Genomic DNA, 16,779 nt, shown 5'->3' with positions numbered 1-16,779 from the left:
AAGTGGCTTGATCTGCTTCCTGAGCACGTCAGCTTTTCCACACCCTTTTTCTGGCGGTGCATTTCAGAGGCATAAGACTATGCGAACTCTTCAGACGACCTGGTTTCTCATCCTGATTCTGTTTGTCTTCCCCGCCACGGCGGCCAACTCGCTCAGTGATGGTTGGGACTGGCTTAAGCAGGATGTTTCTCAAACCTGGCAGGAGCCGCAGTATTACGATCTCTATTTGCCCTTCATCAGCTGGCATGCGCGCTTCGCCTACGATAAAGACAAGACGGATAACTACAATGAAACGCCGTGGGGCGGTGGGTTAGGCGTGTCGCGTATTAATGAAGACGGTAACTGGAGCGCACTCTATGCCATGGCGTTTAAAGATTCGCATAATGAATGGCAGCCGATCATCGGTTATGGCTGGGAGAAGGGCTGGTATCTGGATCAACAGCGCGATTTTCGTCTCGGTCTCGGGCTAACCGCCGGTATTACCGCGCGCGACGATTTCGCCAACTATGTGCCGCTGCCGATTGTGCTGCCGCTGTTCTCTGCCGGTTACAAGCGTCTGAATGTGCAGTTCACCTATATTCCAGGCACACATAATAACGGCAACGTGCTGTTCGCCTGGGTGCGCTATGCCTTCTGATTTAGCCAACGCGTTGCACAACACTAAAATCAGCAAGTTTCTGAAGCGAATTGCGCTGGCTTTGCTGGCGCTACTGGTCATGTTCCTGCTGATTCGTGGCTATCAATCTGAGCAGGGGCCGCCGTTGCATCGCTGGCATACCTGGTCGGCACATGAAATGTCGACGGATGAGATTGATGGTGCCAGCTTCGCCGATTATCTGGCACGCGAAGATGACATCTTCCACGATATGCAAGCCAACGTGACCGATCAACTCAGCGACGAGGATAAAACAGCACTCAACCGCTTTAACCCACAAAGCCCGGTATATCCGGCGCGATTTGACACCAACTGGAATCGCTCGTTTATCCTCGAACCACAGGGCGAGGTGAAAGGGGCCGTGGTGCTGCTGCATGGCTTAACCGATTCGCCCTACAGCGTACGTTATCTGGCGCAGGCGTATCAGCAAAAGGGTTTTGTCGCGGTGGTGCCGCGTCTGCCGGGGCACGGCACGGCGCCAGGTTCGCTGACCAAAGTCGACTGGCAAATGTGGATGGCGGTCACGCGCTTAGCGGTACGGGAAGCCACGCGTCTGGCAGGAAACAACGTGCCTTTGCATCTGGTCGGCTACTCCAACGGCGGCGCGTTAGCCGTAAAGTACAGCCTCGATAGCCTGCAAAATAACGCGCTGCGCCAACCGCAACAGCTGGTGTTGCTGTCGCCGATGATTGGCGTCACCGCCTATGCGCGCTTTGCCGGATTAGCGGGCTGGCCAGCGATTATTCCAGGCTTCGCTAAGGCGGCCTGGCTGAATATCGTTCCGGAATATAATCCGTTTAAATACAACTCCTTTCCAGTACGCGCGGCGCGCCAATCGTGGCTGTTAACCCAGGCGATGCAGGATCAGATGCTGCACGTCATCCGCAGTGGAACCCTGCAGGCGTTCCCGCCGGTACTAACCTTCCAGTCGGTGCTGGACTCCACCGTCAGCACCCGCGCGGTGGTGAACTCTTTTTATCGCTATTTACCGGATAACGGCAGCGAGCTGGTGATATTTGACGTTAACCAGGCGGCAAACTTACGCGCACTCTTCAGGCCCGCACTCTATTCGGCAGTCAGCAATTTGTTACCACCGGCACCGCGCCGCTATGCCTCAACGGTGATCACCAACGCGTCAGCCAGCACTTATGAAACCGTGGCGCGCATAACGCCAGCCGACGAAACTCAGGAGAGGGTGCGTTCGCTGCACGCCGCGTGGCCACAGGATACCTATTCTTTATCGCATATCGCCGTGCCGTTTCCGCTTAGCGACTCGCTGTATGGCCGCCAGCCGACAGAAAAGAATCGTTATGGCATCAGCTTTGGCACCATTTCGCTGCGTGGAGAAACCGCGAGCCTGATCGTCGGTCTGGATACCTTAATGCGCAATACATCCAATCCGTTTTACGATTTTATGATGCTGCAAATAAAGGGTCGTATCGACTGCAGCAGTCAGGCGGATGTTGCGCCATGCCTTAAAGGGTTATGACTTTTTTCAGCCAGCCGCTGGCAAGAATCAGCCGCGACAACAGCACCGAGGCGGCAAAAGTGACCACAATTAGCGTCAGTTTGGTGGCCAAAGAGGTGATGGGAATCAGTGCCGTGACGAGGTGGAAAACCGAGTAGTGCAGAATATAGACTCCGGTCATGGTTTTGCTGATGGTCGCCAGGATGGCTTCTTTCACTTTCGCATTATGGCGAAAACGTACCCGGCTGGCGGCGATCACCAGCACTACCACCAGCAGATAGATTTGCGATCCGGTCAGGATAAAGGCATTGCGATCGGCTTTGAATAACGCAAAGAAGAAATGCTGCTCATAAAACCAGGTAAACAGGTAGATAAAGGGCAGGGCGATCGCCGCGCCGCGCGCCACCTTTTTGCGCTCCATCCAGTCGGCAATCAGCGGATCGCACAGCAGCTGGCCGGTTAAGTAAAACAGCAGCCAGGTCCAAAGCCGATATTGCGGCTCCAGCCGGAACAGCGCCTCGTCCGGGTGCAGCACCGCCAGCAAATCGTAACCGTACGAGAATACCAGCAGCACGAAAACCATTGCGCAGAATGCTCGCCGATGCTGACTGAGCCATGTCATTAACGGATGAAAGCTGTAGATGATAATGAACGAGAAGACGAACCACGGTTGAATCAGATAGCCGCGCTGATAGGGTTCCCACAGGTAGTAGACCGTCATCCAGAAAAGAAACACGATCACCACATTGCGAATCTTACTCATCTGCCAGCTGAGATCCTGCTCGGAACGGGCATCCATAATCCCGGCGACGACAAAAAACAGCGGTGTAGCGATAGTGGAGATAAAGGTCAGAAACGCCAGAATCCAGTGATAGTCATAATCGTAGCGATCCCAGGTGTTGTAGACGGTGAAAAACGTCACCGCCGCCATACATCCCAGCGTTTTGATAACATTGAGGCCGGTGACATTCATGGCGCGGTCGCGTCCGGTTGACGATGGAAGCAGGCATAAATCACCGGCAGCACCAGCAGCGTCAGCACCGTGGCAAAGCCCAGACCAAACATAATCACCACCGCCATGCTCTGGAAGAACACATCGCGCAGCAGCGGCGCCAGCCCCAGCACGGTGGTGAACGCCGTCAGCAGAATGGGACGCAGACGGGAAGTTGCGGCGTAGAGAATGGCATCGCTCTGCGGCATCAGCTGTTTCTGCTGCTCAATCTCCTCGACCAGCACAATCCCATTACGGATCAACATGCCGCTCAGGCTCAGCAGGCCGATAAGCGCCATAAAGCCAAACGGAATGCCGGTAATCAAAAAGCCCGGCGTCACGCCGATCAGCGCCAGCGGTACCGTTAGCCAGATGGCGACGGCATTCTTCAGCGAGCTGAACATCAGCACGGTAATCACGAACATCACCAGATAGCCGAGCGGCAGCGACGTAAACACCCCTTGCTGCGCTTCGCTGGAGCTTTCAGCATCGCCGCCCCACTCAATGCTATAGCCGTGCGGCAGTGGGATTTGTTCAATTTGCGGCCTCACGCGCGCCAGAATATCGCCTGAGGTGTCGCTGCTCAGCGGATTGGGATCGGTTTGAACCGTCAGCACCCGGCTGCGATCGCGACGCAGAATCAGCGGATCTTCCCATTGCAGAGAGAAACCATTCACCACGTTGCTGAGCGGAATATATTGCTGCTGGCTCTGACTCCACACCAGCACATTATTAAGATGATTGGCGTCCTGCCGCTCGCTGACCGGTGGCCGCACCATCACCGGCAGCAGATCGGCGCCTTCACGGTAAAGCCCCACGCGACTGCCCGAGAAATTCATCTCCAGCGCGTTATCAACATCCTGTTTATCGACGCCTAACTCCCGTCCCAGCGCCAGATTATATTGTGGGCGAATCACTTTGCTGCGGTTTTGCCAATCATTGCGCACGCTGTCGGTGGCCGGGTCGCGGGTGAGAATCTCGCCCACTTCGCTGGCAATCAGGCGCATTCGATCGGGATCGGGACCTTTAATGCGCACTTCAATCGCGCTGCCGCCGGAAGGGCCAAACATCACGCGTTTAGTGCTGGCGTTTACCTGCGGATATTGGCGCGCAATGTCGCTATCAATCCGCCGGGTAAGCGCTGCGATATTGCGCTGATCGTCCATGCGCACCATGATTTGCGCATAGTTGCTGTACTGACGCTGTCCGTTATAGGTGAGGATAAAGCGCATGCTGCCCTGACCAATGGTGGTCACGGTAGAGAGCACGCCTTGCTGGCCGGTGATCGATTTTTCAATGTCACTGGCCATCTGCTCGGTGGACTTAATATCGGTGCCATACGGCAGCCACAGATCGACGAAGAAAATCGGCGTATTTGCCGAAGGGAAGAAGTTTTGACGAACCGAACCGAAGCCCCAGATAGCCAGCGCCAGCAGGACCGCCATCAGCGAAAGCGTCAGGGTTTTCTGCCTGAGCAACACCTGTAATACCCGCTGATAGCTGCGATAAAAGCCGCCATCATAAGGTGAGGCGGCGGCCTTAGCAGGGGCTGCCGCCTGCGCTTTAAACAGCCACCATTTAATCAGTACCGGCGTAATAGTGAGCGCCGAGAACCAGCTCAGCAGCAGTGAAATCAACAACACCTGGAACAGCGATTTACAGTATTCGCCGGTGGAATCCTGCGACAAGCCGATGGGGGCAAAAGCCAGAATGGCGATGATGGTCGCGCCGAGCAGCGGAAAGGCGGTACGGCGAATAACGAAATTGATGGTGGTGACGAGCGGCGAGTTTTGCTGACGCGCAATCAGCACCCCTTCAACAATCACAATGGCATTATCCACCAGCATACTGAGCGCGATAATCAGCGCGCCCAGCGAAATACGCTGCAGTTCAATGCCGCACAGATACATGATCAACAGTGTGCCCAGCACATTCAGCGCCAGCGACAGCGCAATGATAATGCCGCTGCGCACGCCCATAAAGATCAGCAGCACGCCGACCACAATCGCCAACGCCATCAGGAAATTAGCGATAAAGCCATTGACGGAGTGCGCCACTTCCGCCGCCTGATCGTAGAACACATTGATCTGAATACCAGCCGGTTTTTCCGCTGACATCTGCTGCAGTTTCGCTTCCAGCGCGCGTCCCACGTCAATCACGTTCACCCCAGGAATGAAGGAGATTCCCATGGTGACCGCCGGGCGTCCGCTGGCATGGTAAATGCTGGAGGGCGATTCGCTCAGCCCGCGCGACAGCGTAGCGATGTCGCGCAGGCGGGTAGTGGCGTGATCGCCCGGCGGGCTGACCAGCAAATCACTCAACTCCTCGATGTTTTGAAATTCACCGGTCGGATGCAGGCGGATGGATTCCGTTCCGGCTTTGATCTCTCCGGCGCTTGAAACCACGTTAAGACGGCTCAGCACGCTGGAGAGTTGCGGCAGAGTAATGCCGCGTGCCGCCATCATCGTCAGCGACACATCAACATTAATTTGCTGGGGGATAACCCCGCCGAGCGCGACTTTTCCCACCCCCGGTACCAGCACCAGTTCACGGCGCAGTTGCTCGGCGTACTGCACCAACTCCGGGTTACTGAAGTTGTCGCCGGAGATGGCGAAGAAAAAACCAAACACATCGCCGAAATCGTCATTCACAAACGGCGCAGCGACACCGGGCGGAAAGGACCGTGCGGCATCACCGACTCTGCGCCGCAGTTCATCCCAGATTTGCGGCAGTTGGTTGGAGTGGTAGCGCGAGGCAATATTGACGGTAATCTGTGACAAACCGTTGGACGAGATCGAACTGACGTTGTCCAGATACGGCAACTGCTGCAGCGCATTCTCCAGCGGCAACGTCACTTCTTCTTCTACCTGCTGAGCGGAGGCGCCGGGATAGTGCGTCACCACCACGGCGGTTTTGATGGTGAAGGCGGGATCTTCGAGACGACCAATATTGAGCAGGGCAAAAATGCCGCCGACGCCCAGTAACAGAATGGCCAGCCAGACGCGAACCGGATTATCGATAAACTGCCGGGAGATATCCATTACAGCCCCCGCTCACGCGTCCAGATGCGCACTGGCTGTTGGGCATGCAACTCATTGACGCCAGCAGCGACCACGCGTTCACCTGGTTGTAGGCCGGAGGTAATCACTACGCCGCGATCGGTCACATCCCCGACGCTGACTTTACGATCCTCAAGGTGCAGTTGATCGCCGCTGCCTTGTACCACCCAGACGTGCGGCTGATTACGCTGGCTGTTATCGGGATTGAATACCGCTTCCACCGGTACCACCAGCGATTCGCGATGCACATTGGCGGGCAGATTCGCCAGATTAATCGTCACCGTGCCACTGACGCCGCCCACGGCCGGGAAATCCACCGGGCGGGGCATGGTTAAAATCACTTGCCAGGTCAAGGTGTTGCTACTGCTGCTGCCGGTATGTTCTTTGTACTCGGCCTGGAACTCCCGATCGGGCAGGGTGTTGATGCGCACCACCGGACGGTAGGTCATGTTGCGCATATCCAGCGCGGTAAATAAATTTTCCGGCACGCTAAACACCACGTCGAGCAGATCGGTGCGGGTTAGCGTCGCAATGGTTTGGCCGGCGGCAACCACCTGATGGTTGCGCACATTGACGTTAGCGGCAGTGCCGCTAAACGGCGCGGTGAGCGTCATTTGGCTTAGCTCTTCACGTGCGATTTGCAGGGCAGCATTCGCCGCATCGCGATTGGCGCGCTGCACATCCATATCCGCCTGCGAAATAGCCTGCCTCCCGGAGAGCGTTTGGAAGCGAGCAAATTGCCGTTGTGCCAGCGTGGCTGCGGTTTGGCGTTCGTTGACGCGCTGCTGCGCTTCACGCGCCGTCAGCCGGGCAATCTGCTGTCCCTGCTCGACGCGCGTGCCCTGACGAATATCCAGCGATTCAATTTGTCCGCCGCGCTTGAATGACAAATCGGTAGAGTCGCCGGATTCAATACGTGCCGGGAAAATGCGTTGTTGAGATTCGCCGGAAGCCACGACGTCAATCACTTTAACCATGCGTGGCGGTGCGGCGACGTCCTGTTTTTTTTGATCGCAAGCGGTTGTTATAAATATAACAATCGCCATCAGCGTAAAATAACGAGTCACTGTTTTATCCTCAGCAACAACGAGTGAATTGTTGACGTTTTATTCGTGGCTTATTTATCTGCCAAGCATAGAAACCACCGCATAGGTGAATAGTCCGACAGCAGAGCAAGTGACAATTGCAAAGACAACATAAAGACTTAAACGCAGCAGGCTATAACCATGCATCGATGCCTCCATTAACCATGACCGTAAGGAAACTGTGCCATCGCTATAAAAGGTGAGAGGTGTTAACAGCGTGATTTTGTTAAAGATGAGCATAGACGCATAAGTCAAAAAAAGTAAAGGCAGATAGATTGTAATATTTTTGTTGATATTGATGGCATTTAACTCCATGAAAATGGATTGTATTGGGTTTGTGTTCCACTTGGTTAGAATAAAATTCTGTCATCAAATAATCATTATTTTGGGGTTGATTCAGGCATCCTTATGAATTTTATCTTTATTTATAAATTAATCATTTAAACAGCGAGTCGGCGCTAACAGTTGGATGCGCAAGCCCAAAACTTTTATTGCGAAATGAATGCGTTGAATTTCCCTGTGCTACGTTTATAGCGTTCATTTTTCAAAATCTTAAAGTTTTCCGTATAGATAATTCGGCTGCCCGGCTCCAGCTAAGTAGCCATAGATGACATAGAATTCAATCCTAAGCGGACCTCTTCTCAGTCCGAGGAAGTCAGGTCTCATTTTTTTCGTTCAATGGCGATTTGTTAATCATGGGATATCACCGCCTTGATTTCCGAAACAGGATTTGAGGAGAAAGCGATGAATACTGCTAAACCGGAAAGTACTTATTATCAACTTTCTGTTGATGAAACGCTGGCCAGTACCCAAAGTTCGACCGAGGGAATAAGCAGTGCTGAAGCGGCGACACGCTTAAAACAGTACGGGGAAAATGCCCTGCCGCAGAAACCCGGTAAACCGGCCTGGCTGCGTTTTCTTGCCCACTTCAATGATGTTTTAATCTACGTTTTGCTGGCCGCCGCGGTGCTGACCGCCGTAATGGGACATTGGGTCGATACGCTGGTGATCCTCGGCGTGGCGGTGGTGAATGCATTAATTGGCCATATTCAGGAGAGCAACGCGGAAAAATCCCTGCAGAGTATTCGTAATATGCTCTCCAGTGAAACCGTGGTGATTCGCGGCGGGAACCATGAAACGCTGCCCACTACGGCATTGGTGCCAGGCGATGTGGTCGTAATTCGCGCAGGCGACCGTATTCCGGCGGATCTGCGCGTGATCGAAGCGCACAACCTGCGGGTTGAAGAAGCGATTCTCACTGGGGAATCGACCGTCGTCGAGAAGGGCACCGATGCGCTGTCCGGCGATTTGCCGCTGGGCGACCGCACCAATCTGCTGTTCTCCGGCACTACCGTCAGTTCCGGCGGCGGTAAAGGGCTGGTAGTGGCCACCGGTGGCGCGACCGAGTTGGGGCACATCAACCAGATGATGTCCGACATAGAAAAGCACCGTACGCCGTTACTGGTACAAATGGATAAACTCGGTAAAGCCATTTTCCTGATCATTCTGGCGATGATGGCTGCGCTGTTTGTCTTTAGCCTGCTGTTCCGCGATATGCCGGTTTCAGAGCTGATGCTGTCTCTGATCAGCCTCGCCGTGGCATCGGTTCCCGAAGGATTACCGGCGATCATCTCGATCATTCTTTCGCTTGGCGTGCAAACCATGGCGAAGCAGCAGGCGATAATCCGCAAGCTGCCGACCGTGGAAACGCTGGGGGCGATGACGGTGATCTGTTCGGATAAAACCGGCACTCTGACCATGAACGAAATGACGGTGAAAGCCATTATCACCGCCGATCAAATTTATCGCGTTGATGGCGTCAGCTATGAGCCGGTCGGCGCGATTCATAAAGCCGATGATGCGTCGCCGATAACTGTCGCGGCCGGTTCGATACTGGAGCGCTATCTGCGCACCATCGATCTCTGTAATGACAGCCAGTTGATTAAAGATGAGAACGGCCTGTGGAAAATCACCGGTGGCCCGACCGAAGGGGCGCTGAAGGTACTGGCGGCCAAAGGGCATTTACCGACGGTAACCACCGAACTGCGCAGTAAAATTCCGTTTGATTCGCAATATAAGTACATGTCGACGCACTATCGCATTGGCGAAGAGGAGTGCGTGCTGCTCACCGGTGCGCCGGACGTACTGTTCCGGCATTGCCAACAGCAGCAAACGGAAAGCGGATTGCAGCCCATCGACCTCGCCTGGTGGGAAGCCAAAATTGAAGAGTATGCGCGTGAGGGATTACGCATGGTGGCAGCGGCGTGGAAACCCGCTACGCCGGGCCAGACTGAATTAACCCATCAGGATTTGAGCCACGGCATGATTCTGCTCGGTATCGCCGGCATGATGGATCCGCCACGACCCGAAGCGATCACCGCGATTGGTGACTGCCTGCAGGCCGGCATTCGCGTCAAAATGATTACCGGCGACCATCCGCAAACCGCCATGAGCATCGGTCAGATGTTGGGTATCGGCAATGCCGGTAGCGCCATTACCGGGCGCGAACTGGAAGTGATGGATGACCAGCAGCTGAGTGAAGCCGCGCAGGCTTACGACATCTTTGCCCGTACCAGCCCGGAAGATAAGTTCCGCCTGGTGCAGGCGCTGCAGAGCAAAAAAGAGGTAGTGGGGATGACGGGCGACGGCGTTAACGATGCGCCCGCGCTGAAGCAGGCGGATGTCGGTATCGCCATGGGGATAAAAGGCACCGAAGTTACCAAAGAAGCGGCGGACATGGTGTTAACGGACGATAACTTCGCCACCATTGCCAGCGCGGTCAGGGAAGGGCGTCGGGTTTATGACAACCTGAAAAAGACCATTCTGTTTATCATGCCGACCAACCTGGCGCAGGGTTTACTGATCATCATTGCGCTGCTGGCGGGGAACCTCATTCCGCTGACGCCGGTGTTAATTCTGTGGATGAATATGGCGACGTCTGCCACGCTCTCCTTCGGTTTGGCGTTTGAGGCGGGTGAGCAAAATATTATGCGTCGTCCACCGCGCGATCCCAAACTGCACGTGATGGATGGTTTTGCCATCTGGCGCGTCATCTTTGTCGGCTCGATGATCGCCATTAGCGCCTTCGTTCTGGAAGCCTGGTTACAACCGCGCGGCTATTCACCGGAATTTATTCGTACCGTATTGTTGCAAACGTTGGTGACGGCGCAGTGGTTCTATATGCTGAACTGCCGTGTTTCAGACGGTTTCTCATTAAGCAAAGGGTTGCTGCTTAATAAAGGTATCTGGATTGTCAGCGCAGTTTTGCTGGTGCTGCAATTACTGATTATCTATGCGCCCTTTATGCAACTGCTGTTTGGTACCACAGCGCTGCCGTTACGCTACTGGATTATCACCCTGATTATTGGCTTCGTGATGTTCTTAATTGTCGAGATCGAAAAGCCATTAACCCGAAGATTCAGAACCAAATAATCGCGCGTGACATTCAGGCCGGTTTACTACCGGCCTGAATTTATCGGGCAATAATCGGCGGTTTGACCTCAAACAAGTCCCAGCGGATAGGTTTTTCTCTATAATACATTTTGTATAGGATGAAGGATCTTTATGATGGGACTGAATGGGTTTCCTTTATGGTCAAGGCTGCTGCGCGTATTGTTAATTCTCGCCACCTTGACCATAATTCTTACCGGCATTTATCTGGCATCGCCGTTAATTAATCAGGTGATGCTCTCTCTGTTCCTGGCAATTATGCTCGATCCGCTGATCGTGCGGCTGGAAAGGAAACGCATTCCACGTCTGCTGTCGTCACTGTTGGTGATCGTGATGTTGTTATTAGTGATTGTCTTCACCATCATCAAACTCACTGTTTTAACCCCCGATTTAATCCAGCTCAGCCGCCAGGCGCCGCAGTTACTGGCCGAACGCTTTGAGCCGGTGACGCAAACTTTTGCGCATTTGGGGATTGTTTTAACGCCGAATGACATGCTGACCTTTATTGATGCTGGCGCAGTCGTGCGGTTTGTTACCGGATTTCTCACGCAAATACCCAGCATTCTTTCCTGGTGGCTAATGGTATTTCTGATGCTATTTTTCATGTTGTATGAAATGCGCAACCTGAAAGTACTCTTGCGTAAACAGGCTGAGGGAAAATACCAGGTCTATTATGTGGCGCTTGAAGAAGGTATTCAAAGTGTGATCGTTTATGCTCAGGTAAAAACTCTAACCAGTATTCTCGGTGGCATTATTGTCTGGGGCGGTGCGCATCTGCTTGGGCTTAAATTCGCCTTTTTCTGGGGCGTATTGATGTTTGTATTCAACTATATTCCGGTGCTGGGATCGTTTATGGCGGCCATCCCGCCGGTTCTTCAGAGTTATATGTTATTTGATATGCAAACAGCATTAGTGGTTGCGCTGTTCTTTGTGGCGTTGAATTTGATTCTAAGCTCAGTGATTGAACCGTTGTTATTAGGCAAGCGGCTGAATATGGCGCTGACCACACAACTGCTGGCATTTCTAATCTGGCAGGCGCTGCTCGGTATTATTGGCGCGATCCTGGCCATTCCACTGACCTTTATGTTGAAAAAGATACTGTTGGCCAGTGCTCAACATCAGGATGTTGAGTAGCAGCAGAGCCAGAGGTCGCCATAAATGGCGTAATGCCGATCAGTTAAGCGCTGAGCGACTTTCGTTCGCCATCGGCTGAGGCAGTTTCAGCTATGCCGTGCGGCGACCGAGCAGAGGACGCCTGGCCGCGTCCTCTGCACTCCCGGGCCCTGCGCCAGCCCATCCCGCCGCTTCGCGGTGCCTTCGCTCCCTCAGGATTCCTGACGGACCGGCGGCGATTCGCTCCTGCTCAGCGCCGCCTCTCGCCGCATCCCTGCGGCTCGCCCTGGAATCCCTCACTCGCTCAGCGGGCTGGGATGTCGCCTCAACCCCCTCGCTGCAGCATCAATGCGTCTTACTGACTCGTCATCGCTATAACGCCTGTAAGGTCGCCATTTATGGCGACCTCCAGACATGGCAGCATCAAATCTTTTTCGCTGGGTGAAAACTCTGATACAGCACCGGTAACACCAGCAGCGTCAGGATGGTGGCGAATCCCAGACCGAAAATGATCACCACCGCCATGCTCTGGAAAAACACATCACGCAGCAGCGGTAGCAGGCCGAGCACGGTGGTGAATGCGGTGAGCAAAATCGGGCGCAGACGCGAGGTGGCGGCGTCGAGGATGGCTTGCTGCAACGGCTGACGCTGCGCCAGCTGGCGGGTCTCCTCAACCAGCACGATGCCATTGCGAATCAGCATGCCAGATAAACTCAGCAAACCAATCAGCGCCATAAAACCAAACGGAATGCCAGTTAGCAGGAAACCGCAGGTGACACCAATCAACGCCAGCGGCACGGTGATCCAGATCGCCAGCGCATCGCGCAGCGAGTTGAACATCAGCACCGTAATCACAAACATCACGAGGAAGCCCAGCGGCAGCGCACCCAGCAGCCCGCTTTGGGCATCGCGTGAACTCTCCAGCTCACCGCCCCATTCCAGATGATAGCCCGCCGGCAGCTTAAGCTGCTCAATAGCGGGCTGTACGCGTGCCACAATCTCTGCAGCGGTACGTCCACTGGTTGGATCGGGATCGGTCTGCACCGTCAACACCCGCATACGGTCGCGGCGCATAATCAGCGGGTCTTCCCACTCGAGGCGGAAATCACTCACCAGGTTAGCCAGCGGCACATAACGCTGCTGGGTGTGACTCCATACCTGAATATTGCCGAGATGATCGATATTCTGCCGCTCTTGCGCTGCCGTTTGCAGCATGATCGGCATCAGCCGCGATCCTTCGCGCAGCAGGCCAACGCTATCGCCGCTGAAGTTGATGCGCAGCGCCTGATCAATATCGCGCTTATCCACGCCCAACTCCTGACCACGCAGTGGCGAATACTGTGGACGAATCACTTTGCTGCGCGCCTGCCAGTCGTTACGCGGCGCAAAGGCGCTGCCTTCAGCAAGGAAAATATCATCAATCTGGCTGGCAATCTGGCGCAGAGTAATCGGATCGGGGCCGGTTACGCGCAGCGCAATCGCGCTATCGCTGGCGCTACCAAAATTAATGCGTTTGATGCGCTCGGTTACCTGCGGGAAGTGCTGCCTGATGTGCTGTTCAGTGTGCTGCGCCAGCACTGCCAACTGCTTAGCATCCCGTACGCGCACCATAATCTGCCCGTAATTGCTGTACTGACGTGTGGCGTCGTAGGTCAGGGTAAAACGCATCGCGCCCTGGCCGATGGTGGTCACGGTGCTGACAACGCCCGGCTGCAGATTGATCCAACCTTCGATTTCACGCGCCGTCTGCGCCGTGTAGTTGATGTCAGTGCCATACGGCAGCCATAGGTCGGTAAAGAAAATCGGCGTATTGGAGGCGGGGAAAAAGTTCTGCTTTACGTAGCCAAAACCATAAACCGACATCGCCAGGCAAGCGGCCATCAGCACCAACGTGGTGAGGCGAAAACGCAGCAGCGTGGTGAGCACGCGGCGATACAGGCGGAACAGCATGCCCTGATAGGGCTGTGCGGTTTCTTTGCCGATCGCCTGATGACCGTCGATCCACTGCACGAATATCGGCGTCAGCGTTAGCGCAGTGAGCCAGCTCAGCAGCAGTGAAATCAGCAACACCTGGAACAGTGATTTACAGTACTCGCCGGTGGAATCCTGCGATAAACCAATGGGCGCAAAGGCGATGATGGCAATCACCGTGGCGCCAAGCAGCGGCAGCGCGCTGCGTTTCACCATCTGCATCATCGCTTGTTGCAACGGCTTGCCGCGCTGGCGATCGACCTTGATGCCTTCCACCACCACGATGGCGTTATCCACCAGCATGCTGAGCGAGATGATCAGCGCACCCAGCGATACCCGCTGCAACTCCAGCTTAAACAGATACATGATCAACAGCGTGCCAAGCACGTTGAGCGCCAGCGAGGCGGCGATCACCATGCCGCTGCGCACGCCCATAAACAGCAGCAGCGTTCCCACCACAATCGCCAGCGCCATCAGGAAGTTATTGATGAAGCCATCAACCGACTGCTTCACTTCCTGCGCCTGGTTATAAAACACCTGCAGAGAGAGGCCAAGCGGTTTGGCCTGCTGGTGCTGCTGGATTTTGGCGCTCAGCGCATCGCCGACGTCAATCACGTTGACGCCGGGCGCGAAGGAGACGCCCATCGCCAGCGCGGCGTGTCCATTGGCGTGATAGAGATTACCCGGCTGCTCGGTAACGCCATAGCTGACGGTGGCGATATCACGCAACAACACCTGCTGGCGGCTGCCGGGCACCGAGATGGGCAGCGCGCTGATTTCATCCAACGATTGGAATTCACCGGTGGGATGGAAGCGGATCGCTTCATTACCGATACGAATCTGCCCGGCATCAGAAACGGCATTGACGCTGCTGAGCAGGGCGGCCACGCGCTGTGGCGTAATACTCAGCGCCGCCATTTTCTGGCTGGAGAGCGTGATGTTGACTTGCTCCTGCTCGATGCCGGCAATCGCCACTTTCGCCACGCCGGGCACCAGATTCAGCTCGCGCCGCAGCTGATCGGCGTAGGTACGCAGTTCGCTATTGGTGAAGTTTTCGCCGGAAATCGTGAAGAAGTAACCGTAAACATCGCCAAAATCGTCATTCACCAGCGGGGCGCTGACGCCAGGCGGGAACTGGCGCGTGGCATCGCCGACGCGCCGACGCAGCTCATCCCACACCTGGGGCAATTCGGCGGCCCGATAGTGGCTGTGAATCGAGACGGTAATCTGCGACAAGCCGTTGCTGGAGATTGAGCTAACGCTGTCGAGCGCGGGCAGTCGCTGCAAGGCATTTTCCAGCGGTAGCGTCACTTCCTCTTCCACCTGTTGCGCCGAGGCACCGGGATAATGCGTGACGATCACCGCGGATTTGATGGTGAACAGCGGGTCTTCCAGGCGGCCAATATTAAGCAGTGCAACAATGCCGCCCACGCCCAGCAGCAGGATCACCAGCCAGCTGCGAATCGGATATCTAATAAATTGTTCCAGCAGGCGCATTACAGACCTCGCTCACGGGTCCACAGGCGCACCGCCTGACCATCACGCAGATCGCTCACCCCCGCGACCACAATGCGATCGCCCACTTTCAGTCCGGAGACGATTTCGATGCCCTGCGCACTCAGATTGCCCAACACCACGGGTTGCAGCTGGACGTTAAGCACATCGCCTTCACCGCTAATCAACCACACATAAGGCTGATTCGGCAGGCTACGATCGGGATTGAACACCGCGTTAGCCGGCACGCGCAGCAGCGGCGTTGCGCTGGCGGTTGGCAGGTTGTGCATCTGCACTTTCACCGTACCGCTGAGTCCGCTCACCTGCGGTAAATCCGCCGGGCGCGGCATAGTCAGCACCACTTGCCAGGTTAGCGTGGCGGCATCAGCTTCTGCGCGATGCTCTTTATATGCTGCGCGAAAGGAGCGTCCTGGCAGCGCGTTCAGGCTGATCTCTGGCTGGTAGCTGGCGTTCTCCACCTCAAGAGAGGTGAACAGGTTTTCTGGCACGCTGAAAATGACATCCAGCAGATCGTTACGGCTGATCACCGCCACCGTTTGTCCGGCGGCAACCACCTGATGATTTTGTGACACGACGCGGGAGACGATGCCGTCAAAAGGCGCGCGCAAGGTATGGTAATCCAGCTCCTCTTTGGCGATGTTGAGCGCCACGGCGGCAGTATCACGATTCGCTTTTTGCAGATCCATATCCGCTTGAGACACAGCACTGCGCGTTGATAAGGCACGGAAGCGCTGATACTGGCGTTCTGCCAGCTGGAGTTTGTTCTGCTGATCGTTGACCCGCAGCTGCGCATCAGTATCAATCAACATGCCAATAACATCGCCCGCTTTGACATGGCTACCTTCACGCACCTGCAGATGCGCCAGCCGACCGGCACGTTTGAACGCCAGTTCGGTATAATCACCGGCAGTGATGCGCGCTGGAAATACCCTTAATTGCTCAGTGGTATTTTCACTCAGCGTAAGTGCTTTAATTACCCGAGGTGTGACCGTTTCTTCACCGCTTTTATTGTCACAGCCAATTAAAATCAAACAAATTAGAAGTGCGCCCAGCACTGGCCAATTATTCATGCCCCTGCCTCAATAAGTAAGAAGGGGCAGGAATATGCCATGATGTCGACGATGAAATAATGACCCTCCGCAAGGTAAGGGTCATTAATTGAATCAAATTAACGGCGTTTAACGTCTGTTTAATTATGGTGTGATGGTTGGTTTAATTATCCTGCCATGCGTGAAGCAATAATGTAAGTAAAAAAACCGATAATAGTGGCTGATGCTAGAGTAATGAAAATAAAGGAGATAATAATTGGAATTGTCAGTTTATCTTTTTTATTCAAAATAATTCTCCATCTTGATAATAGACTATTTTCTTGGTTGCCTGAGATTAAAATTTCGATAAGTTTTTATTGAAATTCCAAATAATAACACCATGTAACCAGTGCTATCGCTATTAGCATTGCACTTCAAAATAGA

9 protein-coding genes are annotated in these 16,779 nt (G+C 54.5%); 4 read left to right on the top strand and 5 right to left on the bottom strand.

The window, feature by feature from the left end:
• Positions 1-79: 79 nt before the first annotated feature.
• Together pagP and WFL93_RS07375 are read left to right on the top strand one after the other, a co-directional pair.
• Positions 80-637, top strand: coding sequence for a lipid IV(A) palmitoyltransferase PagP (gene pagP, locus WFL93_RS07380; protein WP_336777706.1), 558 nt, complete (start codon positions 80-82; stop codon positions 635-637).
• Positions 627-2,144, top strand: a complete 1,518-nt coding sequence (locus WFL93_RS07375) for an alpha/beta hydrolase (RefSeq protein WP_336777705.1) — start codon at positions 627-629, stop codon at positions 2,142-2,144. Before pagP ends, WFL93_RS07375 begins: the two co-directional genes overlap by 11 nt.
• Here WFL93_RS07375 and WFL93_RS07370 read toward each other — a convergent pair.
• Genes WFL93_RS07370 through WFL93_RS07360 form a run of 3 tightly spaced genes read right to left on the bottom strand, consistent with a single transcriptional unit; the run spans position 2,131 to position 7,240 of the window.
• The gene (locus tag WFL93_RS07370; RefSeq protein ID WP_049853231.1) at positions 2,131-3,096 is read right to left on the bottom strand and encodes an acyltransferase; all 966 of its coding nucleotides are present in this window, start codon (positions 3,094-3,096) and stop codon (positions 2,131-2,133) included. The two genes, WFL93_RS07375 and WFL93_RS07370, sit on opposite strands and share 14 nt — an antisense overlap.
• The gene (locus tag WFL93_RS07365; RefSeq protein ID WP_336777704.1) at positions 3,093-6,155 is read right to left on the bottom strand and encodes an efflux RND transporter permease subunit; all 3,063 of its coding nucleotides are present in this window, start codon (positions 6,153-6,155) and stop codon (positions 3,093-3,095) included. Before WFL93_RS07365 ends, WFL93_RS07370 begins: the two co-directional genes overlap by 4 nt.
• A complete protein-coding gene (locus tag WFL93_RS07360; protein WP_336777703.1) occupies positions 6,155-7,240 on the bottom strand; it encodes an efflux RND transporter periplasmic adaptor subunit in 1,086 nt (361 codons plus the stop codon). Before WFL93_RS07360 ends, WFL93_RS07365 begins: the two co-directional genes overlap by 1 nt.
• Positions 7,241-8,002: 762 nt before the next feature.
• Between WFL93_RS07360 and WFL93_RS07355 the strand changes: the two genes are divergently transcribed.
• Positions 8,003-10,690, top strand: coding sequence for a cation-transporting P-type ATPase (locus WFL93_RS07355; RefSeq protein WP_180824018.1), 2,688 nt, complete (start codon positions 8,003-8,005; stop codon positions 10,688-10,690).
• Positions 10,691-10,825: 135 nt separating this feature from the next.
• On the top strand, positions 10,826-11,842 hold the full coding sequence (locus tag WFL93_RS07350; protein WP_336777967.1) for an AI-2E family transporter: 1,017 nt from the start codon (positions 10,826-10,828) through the stop codon (positions 11,840-11,842).
• Positions 11,843-12,244: 402 nt separating this feature from the next.
• Here the strand turns inward: WFL93_RS07350 and WFL93_RS07345 are convergent, their stop codons facing one another.
• Together WFL93_RS07345 and WFL93_RS07340 are read right to left on the bottom strand one after the other, a co-directional pair.
• Positions 12,245-15,289 carry an efflux RND transporter permease subunit gene (locus tag WFL93_RS07345; protein ID WP_336777702.1) on the bottom strand — a complete coding sequence of 1,015 codons (3,045 nt, stop codon included), beginning with the start codon at positions 15,287-15,289 and terminating at the stop codon, positions 12,245-12,247.
• Entirely contained in the window at positions 15,289-16,377 is a 1,089-nt protein-coding gene (locus WFL93_RS07340; protein WP_336777701.1) for an efflux RND transporter periplasmic adaptor subunit, read from the bottom strand. The genes WFL93_RS07345 and WFL93_RS07340 overlap by 1 nt, the downstream gene beginning before the upstream one ends.
• Positions 16,378-16,779: the final 402 nt, after the last annotated feature.

The sequence above is a fragment of the Pantoea sp. USHLN256 genome, from assembly GCF_037149875.1.
GTDB lineage: Bacteria > Pseudomonadota > Gammaproteobacteria > Enterobacterales > Enterobacteriaceae > Pantoea > Pantoea nemavictus.
The sequence above is the reverse complement of the archived record's forward strand: the minus strand, read 5'-3'. Positions and strand labels throughout refer to the sequence as shown.

What these genes read in the sequence shown, in the direction of transcription:
- WFL93_RS07355 (WP_180824018.1), top strand. Translation starts at nt 8,003, where the DNA reads ATGAATACTGCTAAACCGGAAAGTACTTATTATCAACTTTCTGTTGAT.
- WFL93_RS07350 (WP_336777967.1), top strand. Translation starts at nt 10,826, where the DNA reads ATGGGACTGAATGGGTTTCCTTTATGGTCAAGGCTGCTGCGCGTATTG.
- WFL93_RS07370 (WP_049853231.1), bottom strand. Translation starts at nt 3,096, where the DNA reads ATGAATGTCACCGGCCTCAATGTTATCAAAACGCTGGGATGTATGGCG.
- WFL93_RS07345 (WP_336777702.1), bottom strand. Translation starts at nt 15,289, where the DNA reads ATGCGCCTGCTGGAACAATTTATTAGATATCCGATTCGCAGCTGGCTG.
- pagP (WP_336777706.1), top strand. Translation starts at nt 80, where the DNA reads ATGCGAACTCTTCAGACGACCTGGTTTCTCATCCTGATTCTGTTTGTC.
- WFL93_RS07340 (WP_336777701.1), bottom strand. Translation starts at nt 16,377, where the DNA reads ATGAATAATTGGCCAGTGCTGGGCGCACTTCTAATTTGTTTGATTTTA.
- WFL93_RS07375 (WP_336777705.1), top strand. Translation starts at nt 627, where the DNA reads ATGCCTTCTGATTTAGCCAACGCGTTGCACAACACTAAAATCAGCAAG.
- WFL93_RS07365 (WP_336777704.1), bottom strand. Translation starts at nt 6,155, where the DNA reads ATGGATATCTCCCGGCAGTTTATCGATAATCCGGTTCGCGTCTGGCTG.